Here is a 5,960-nt window from a genome sequence, read left to right as displayed (position 1 = left end):
CAGAACGCGAGCGCCTCGGAGCAGATGTCGGCGACCTCGGAGGAGCTGGCGGCGCAGGCCGAGCAGCTGCAGTCGAGCATCGCCTACTTCCGGGTCGAGCAGCAGGGCGCCGCTGCGGTCGGCGCGGCGCGTGCTGCGGTCGGGACGCGCTCGGGCCACGCGGCGGTCGCCGCGGCACCGGCGCGGCCGGCGGCCGTCCGGCCGGCGCCGGCCAAGCCGGGCCTGGTCCGGCCGCAGCCGGCCAAGGCCAACGGCCGCACGCCGAGCCTGTCCAAGGGCGGCGCGGGGGGCAACGGCCATGCCAAGGCGAACGGCAGGGGCGGCTTCGCTCTCGATCTCGCCAGCGGCGGGCCCGACGCCCAGGACGCCGACTTCGAGCGGCTCTGAGCCATGAGCGAGCCCTCAGCCACGAGCGGCGACCTGCAGGTCGTCACCCTCGGCATCGACCGCGAGGTCTTCGCCGTGCCGGTCGAAGCCGTCCTGGAGATCCTCGATCTCAGGCCGATGTTCCGCCTGCCGGAGGCGCCGGCCTACCTGGCCGGCCTGATCGACGTGCGCGGCCGCGCCGTGCCGGTCATCGACCTCAGGGTCAAGCTCGGCCTGCCCGCGGCCGCGGCGAGCGAGAGCAGCCGCATCCTGGTGCTGGAGGTGCCGGCCGGCGAGCGCCGGCTGGTGCTCGGCCTGGTCGCCGACCGGGTCTTCGAGGTCGCGGCCTTCGCGGCCTCGCAGATCGAGCCGACGCCGGACATCGGCGTCGACTGGCGCTCGGACTACATCGGGGGCGTCGCGCGCCGCGACGAGGGCTTCGTCGTGATCTTCGATCTCGCCCGTCTCTTCTCGGTCGAGGAGGTCGCCTATCTCGGCGCGAAGGCGGCTGCGGCCGCTGCCGCCGGCCCCGGGAACGGCGCCTTGGACCGTGGCGCAGAGGCGCTCGCCCTCGGAACGGCGTGATGGACGCGGCAGCGCAGGAGCCGGCGGCCGGGTCGGCGGTCCAGGCCCAGGACCGGCTCGGCCAGCGCGACTTCGCGCGGCTGGCGACCTTCATCCAGGACTACAGCGGCATCAAGATGCCGCCGAACAAGATCACCATGGTCGAGGGCCGGCTGCGCCGTCGGGTCCGTGCGACTGGCCTGGACAGCGTCACCGACTACTGCCGCTACCTCTTCGATTGCGGCGGCCTGGAGGCCGAGGCGATCCACCTGATCGACGCGATCACGACCAACAAGACGGAGTTCTTCCGAGAGCCGGGCCACTTCAAGGTGCTCGCCGAGAGCGTGCTGCCCGAGCTGGCCGCGGCGCGGCGGGTCGACGCCCGCTCCCCGGTCAAGATCTGGAGCGCGGCCTGCTCGACCGGCGCCGAGGTCTACACGCTGGCCATGGTGCTGGCCGAGTTCGGGCGCGGCCAGCCGGGCTTCCGCGCCTCGATCCTGGCGACCGACATCTGCACCGAGGTGCTGGAGGCCGCGCTGCTCGGCATTTATCCCGAAAGCATGATGACGCCGGTGCCGCGCGAGTTCGCGCGCCGCTACCTGATGAGGCATCGGCAGGCCGCGCGCCCGGAGGTGCGGATCGTGCCCGAGCTGCGCCAGATGGCGCGCTTCGCCCGCCTCAACCTGATGGACGGCGCCTACCCGGTCGAGCGGGACATGGACGTGATCTTCTGCCGCAACATCCTGATCTATTTCGACAAGCCGACGCAGGAGGTGGTGCTGAGCCGGCTCTGCGAGCATCTGCGGCCGGGCGGCCACCTGTTCCTCGGCCACTCCGAGAGCCTGGCCGGCCTGCGCCTGCCGCTGCGCTCGGTCGGCAAGTCCGTGTTCCGCCGTGGATAGCGCCGTGGACAGTCTGGCGATGCCCGGGAAGGTGAAGGTCCTGATCGTCGACGACTCGGCCTCGGTGCGCCAGACGCTGGCCGGCATCCTGGCGACCGACCCCGAGATCGACGTCATGGCGACGGCCTCCGACCCCTTCGTCGCGGCCAAGCGCATCCTCGACGAGGTGCCGGACGTCATCACCCTCGACGTCGAGATGCCGCGCATGGACGGCATCACCTTCCTGCGCAAGATCATGGCGCAGCATCCGGTGCCGGTGGTCATGTGCTCGTCGCTGACCGAGCAGGGCTCCGAGACCCTGATGCAGGCGCTCGAGGCCGGCGCCGTCGACGTGATCCAGAAGCCGCGGGTCGATGTCGCGCAGTTCCTCGAGGAATCGCGGACCCGCATCTGCGACGTCGTCAAGGCGGCGGCGCGGGCACGCCTCAAGCGCCTGCCGGGCCGTGCCGCGGCCGCACGGCCGCGCGTGCCGGAGAAGAAGCTGACCGCCGACGTCATGCTGCCGGCGCCGCGCGCCGGCCGGGCCATGGCCCAGACCACCGAGCGGGTGGTCTGCATCGGCGCCTCGACCGGCGGCACCGAGTCGCTGAGGGTGATCCTCGAGGCGCTGCCGGCCGACTGCCCGGGCATCGTCATCGTCCAGCACATGCCGGAGAAGTTCACCGCCGCCTTCGCGCGCCGCCTCGACGGCCTCTGCCAGATCGAGGTCAAGGAGGCGGCCGACGGCGACAGCGTGCTGCGCGGCCGCGCCCTGATCGCCCCGGGCGACCGGCATATGCTGCTGCAGCGCAGCGGCGCCCGCTACTACGTCAGCGTCAAGGAGGGCCCGCTGGTCTCGCGCCACCGGCCCTCGGTCGACGTGCTGTTCCGCTCGGCGGCGCGCTTCGCCGGCGCCAACGCCGTCGGCATCATCATGACCGGCATGGGCGACGACGGCGCCAGGGGCCTGGCCGAGATGAAGCAGGCCGGCGCCCGCACCGTCGCCCAGGACGAGGCGACCTCGGTGGTCTTCGGCATGCCCAAGGAGGCGATCGCCCTGGGCGCGGCCGAGAAGGTGCTGCCGCTCGACCTGATGGCGTCGGAAATCCTCAAGGCCGGTCGGCCATGAGCTGCAGCGCGACCCAGGCACCTCCGACCGCGGCGCCGGCGCGCCGCGTGTTCCTGCTGCCCGGCTCGATCCACGTCGCCGCCAGGCCGACGCTGATCACGACGATCCTCGGGTCCTGCATCGCGGTCTGCCTGTGGGATCCGCGGCGCCGCGCCGGCGGCATGAACCACTTCGTGCTGCCGGCCAGGATCGACGGCAACCGCAGCGCGCGCTACGGCGACGCGGCGATCGAGAGCCTGGTCGAGGAGCTCGTCGGCCTCGGCTGCAAGGTCGGCGACCTGCAGGCCAAGCTGTTCGGCGGCGCCGCGGTGCTGCGCCACGGCACGGAGACGACGGTCGGCGAGCGCAACCTCGAGATGGCCCTCGAGCGCCTGCGGCACTACGGCGTGCCGGTCGTCGCCCAGCGCACCGGCGGCGAGAGCGGCTTCGTCATCCACCTCGACACCGGCACCGGCGCGGTCGACGTGCGGCCCGTCGCGCCCGGCTTCTCGCCACCGCCGGCCGGGCGCCCCGCCGCGCGCGGCGGCGGCCCTCTCCCCGCGACCCGAAGGGACTGACCCCATGGCTCACAGCAACGCCTCCCGGGGCCGGCGGTCCGCGCAGACCGAAAGCGCCGGCGTCGCCGACGCCATCGGCCTGGCGCGCGCGCTGACCGAGGACCGCTTCCTGGCGGTTGGCGAGGGGCTCGAATCCTCGATCGGCATCCTCGGGCGCCTGAGCGGGACCTTCCAGGCTCTGCAGGCCGAGCTGGAGAGCGACTCGCTGCACCGGGCCGCCGGCGACATCGCCGGCGCCGCCGAGGGCGTGACCGCGCTGTCGGGCGCCTATCGGGAGGAGCGCGAGGCGCTCGGCCGCCTGGCCGAGGCGGCGGCCACGATCGACGGCCGCATCGGCCGCATGCACAAGGCGGTCAAGGCGGTCGACGTGCTGGGGGTCAGCGCCAAGATCGAGGCCATGCACCTGGGCGAGGCCGGCAGCGACTTCCTCGGCTTCGCCAACGAGATCCACCGCTCGCTCAAGCTCGCCCAGCAGAACCTGGTCGAGCTGGCGCGCGAGCTGACCGGCCTGCGCGGGCACCTGGAGCAGTCCGCCGAGACCGAGCGCGCCTTCGACCGGCAGCACGGCGAGGCGCTGCGCCTCGTGCCGGCGCGGCTGACCGCGAGCGTCGAGGCGATCGCCGGGCGCAGCCGCGCGGCGGGCAGCAGCGCCGCGGCGGTCGCCGGGCGCTCGCGCGAGATCGGCCAGCGCGTCGGCGACGCGGTGATGGCCCTGCAGGTCGGCGACATCACCCGCCAGCGGGTCGAGCACGTCGAGGCGGCGCTGGCCCGGCTCGACCAGGTCGAGCAGCCCGACCTGGCCGAATGGCGGGACCTCACCGATGGCGAGCGGCGCCGGCTGGTCGCGCTCGGCTGCCGCCTGCAGTCGGCCCAGCTGTCCGACGCCGCCGCCGAGCTGGAGCGCGACGCCGGCCGGATCGCCGCCTCGCTGGACGAGCTGACGGCGAGCGCCCGCGAGATCGCGCGGCTTGGAGAGCAGGCCTACGGCGGCTCGGCGCGGGGCCGCAGCGCCTTCCTGCTCGACCTCGAGGCCGAGGTCGCCCAGGCGCGCGCCCTGCTCGACGGCTTCCGGACCGCCAGGGCCGGGGCCGACGCCGTGGTCGAGGCGGTGCGCGAGGGCACGACGCGCCTCGCCGAGCACGTCGGCACGATCCAGTCGCTCGAGGCCGACATCCGGATCATGGGCCTCAACACGACCCTGAAGTGCGGTCGCCTGGGCGGCGCCGGCAAGCCGCTGGCGGTCGTCGCGCAGGAGCTGCGGGTCTGCGCGAACCAGACCGGCGTCGAGGCCGAGGCGGTGATGGCCGGGGTCGAGCGCATGACCGACTGCCTGGGCGCCCTCTCCGGCGAGGCGCAGGCGCGCCGCGCCGACGAGATCGCCGCGGTCGCCGAGGCGCTGACCGGCTCCGTCGAGCGGCTCGGCGCGGCCGGGCAGGGCCTCGCCGACGCGCTGCGGTCGCTCGGTCACGACAGCGAGGCGGTGACCGGCCTGCTGGCCGAGACCCGGGCCCGCATCACCGTTCACGAGGAGATCGGCGCGGTCCTGCGCCAGGCCGCCGCCGACCTGGCCCAGCGCGCCGCGGCAGCCGGTCCCGATGCCGGCGATGCCGGGGCCGCCGGGCGCGGGGTCGGGGCGCTGCCGGCCGCCGGCCGGGAACTGCTGGCCGGGATCGCCCGCAGCTACACCATGGCCCAGGAGCGCGAGACCCACGCCCGGGTCACCGGCGAGGCCCTGGCCGCCCCGGCCGGCGCGACGCCGCCGCCGGGCCAGGGCGCCGCCGAGGTCGCGGTCGACGATTTCCTGTTCTAGGGCGGGCCTCGCTCCGCTCCACAACCGCCGGTGTCGGCAGGCCGGGCGGCATCCCGCGCTTCCGGCCTTGATCGTCCCGCCGAAGCCGCCAGAATGCCTCCCCGAGTCGGGAGGCTCGGGGGCCCGTAGCTCAACGGTCAGAGCGGACCGCTCATAACGGTTTGGTTGCAGGTTCGAGTCCTGCCGGGCCCACCACCCTTTCCAACGGCTTCCGGTGTTCTGGGCGTCCGAAAATCGCGATGCCTTCATCGTCCTCTGCTCCTCCCGGTGTCGCGCGGCGCGAGATTTGAGACCGATCGGCGACCGCTTTGAGACCGGAAGGGGTTCCGGCCAAGGCCCTCGATGTTCAGGCCTGGTGGCCAGTTTGAACTTGGCTTGAACGCCCTCTTAAGGTCTCCTCCCGGCCTCGTTGCGCATCTTGTAGCGCGGCGCGAGATTTGGCACTAATCGGCAGCCGATTTGGCACCAGCGCCCTTGATCGTGACGGTTGAGTTGGCCTAGTTCGGCATGGCCATCACGAGCCCGGTGTCAATCGCCCAGTCGGAGCGGCGATCGTTCGGACGTGCCTCAGTGACGCGCGGGCGGCCGTCGCTGTCAATCCGGATGTTGAGCGTGCCGCCCGTATCGACCCGCTGAGGCCCGGCCAGCGGAAC

At 73.6% G+C, this 5,960-nt stretch carries 5 protein-coding genes, 1 tRNA gene and 1 pseudogene; all 7 read left to right on the top strand.

Features of this window, described 5'->3' with window-relative positions:
• Positions 1 to 387 (top strand): annotated as a pseudogene (locus B9O00_RS31810) (hypothetical protein); the annotation flags it as partial.
• 3 nt (positions 388 to 390) lie between these two features.
• Positions 391 to 951, top strand: a complete 561-nt coding sequence (locus B9O00_RS31805) for a chemotaxis protein CheW (protein ID WP_085127443.1) — start codon at positions 391 to 393, stop codon at positions 949 to 951.
• Entirely contained in the window at positions 951 to 1,832 is an 882-nt protein-coding gene (locus B9O00_RS31800; protein ID WP_085127441.1) for a CheR family methyltransferase, read from the top strand. The genes B9O00_RS31805 and B9O00_RS31800 overlap by 1 nt, the downstream gene beginning before the upstream one ends.
• 19 nt (positions 1,833 to 1,851) lie before the next feature.
• Positions 1,852 to 2,940, top strand: coding sequence for a protein-glutamate methylesterase/protein-glutamine glutaminase (locus B9O00_RS31795; RefSeq protein WP_085127447.1), 1,089 nt, complete (start codon positions 1,852 to 1,854; stop codon positions 2,938 to 2,940).
• A complete protein-coding gene (locus B9O00_RS31790) occupies positions 2,937 to 3,497 on the top strand; it encodes a chemotaxis protein CheD (RefSeq protein WP_085127439.1) in 561 nt (186 codons plus the stop codon). The genes B9O00_RS31795 and B9O00_RS31790 overlap by 4 nt, the downstream gene beginning before the upstream one ends.
• A gap of 4 nt (positions 3,498 to 3,501) precedes the next feature.
• The gene (locus B9O00_RS31785) at positions 3,502 to 5,307 is read left to right on the top strand and encodes a hypothetical protein (RefSeq protein ID WP_085127437.1); all 1,806 of its coding nucleotides are present in this window, start codon (positions 3,502 to 3,504) and stop codon (positions 5,305 to 5,307) included.
• A gap of 119 nt (positions 5,308 to 5,426) precedes the next feature.
• Positions 5,427 to 5,502: transfer RNA gene (locus B9O00_RS31780), tRNA-Ile, on the top strand.
• The last annotated feature ends 458 nt before the right edge of the window (positions 5,503 to 5,960 follow it).

Origin of the sequence: Tistlia consotensis USBA 355, assembly GCF_900177295.1 — a bacterium.
Lineage (GTDB): Bacteria > Pseudomonadota > Alphaproteobacteria > Kiloniellales > DSM-21159 > Tistlia > Tistlia consotensis.
Note: the sequence above shows the minus strand (reverse complement) of the source record. Positions and strands in the feature narration are given on the sequence as shown.

Bases quoted from the DNA above. Each gene is read 5' to 3' on its own strand.
- B9O00_RS31790 (WP_085127439.1), top strand. From the start codon at position 2,937: ATGAGCTGCAGCGCGACCCAGGCACCTCCGACCGCGGCGCCGGCGCGC.
- B9O00_RS31795 (WP_085127447.1), top strand. From the start codon at position 1,852: ATGCCCGGGAAGGTGAAGGTCCTGATCGTCGACGACTCGGCCTCGGTG.
- B9O00_RS31805 (WP_085127443.1), top strand. From the start codon at position 391: ATGAGCGAGCCCTCAGCCACGAGCGGCGACCTGCAGGTCGTCACCCTC.
- B9O00_RS31785 (WP_085127437.1), top strand. From the start codon at position 3,502: ATGGCTCACAGCAACGCCTCCCGGGGCCGGCGGTCCGCGCAGACCGAA.
- B9O00_RS31800 (WP_085127441.1), top strand. From the start codon at position 951: ATGGACGCGGCAGCGCAGGAGCCGGCGGCCGGGTCGGCGGTCCAGGCC.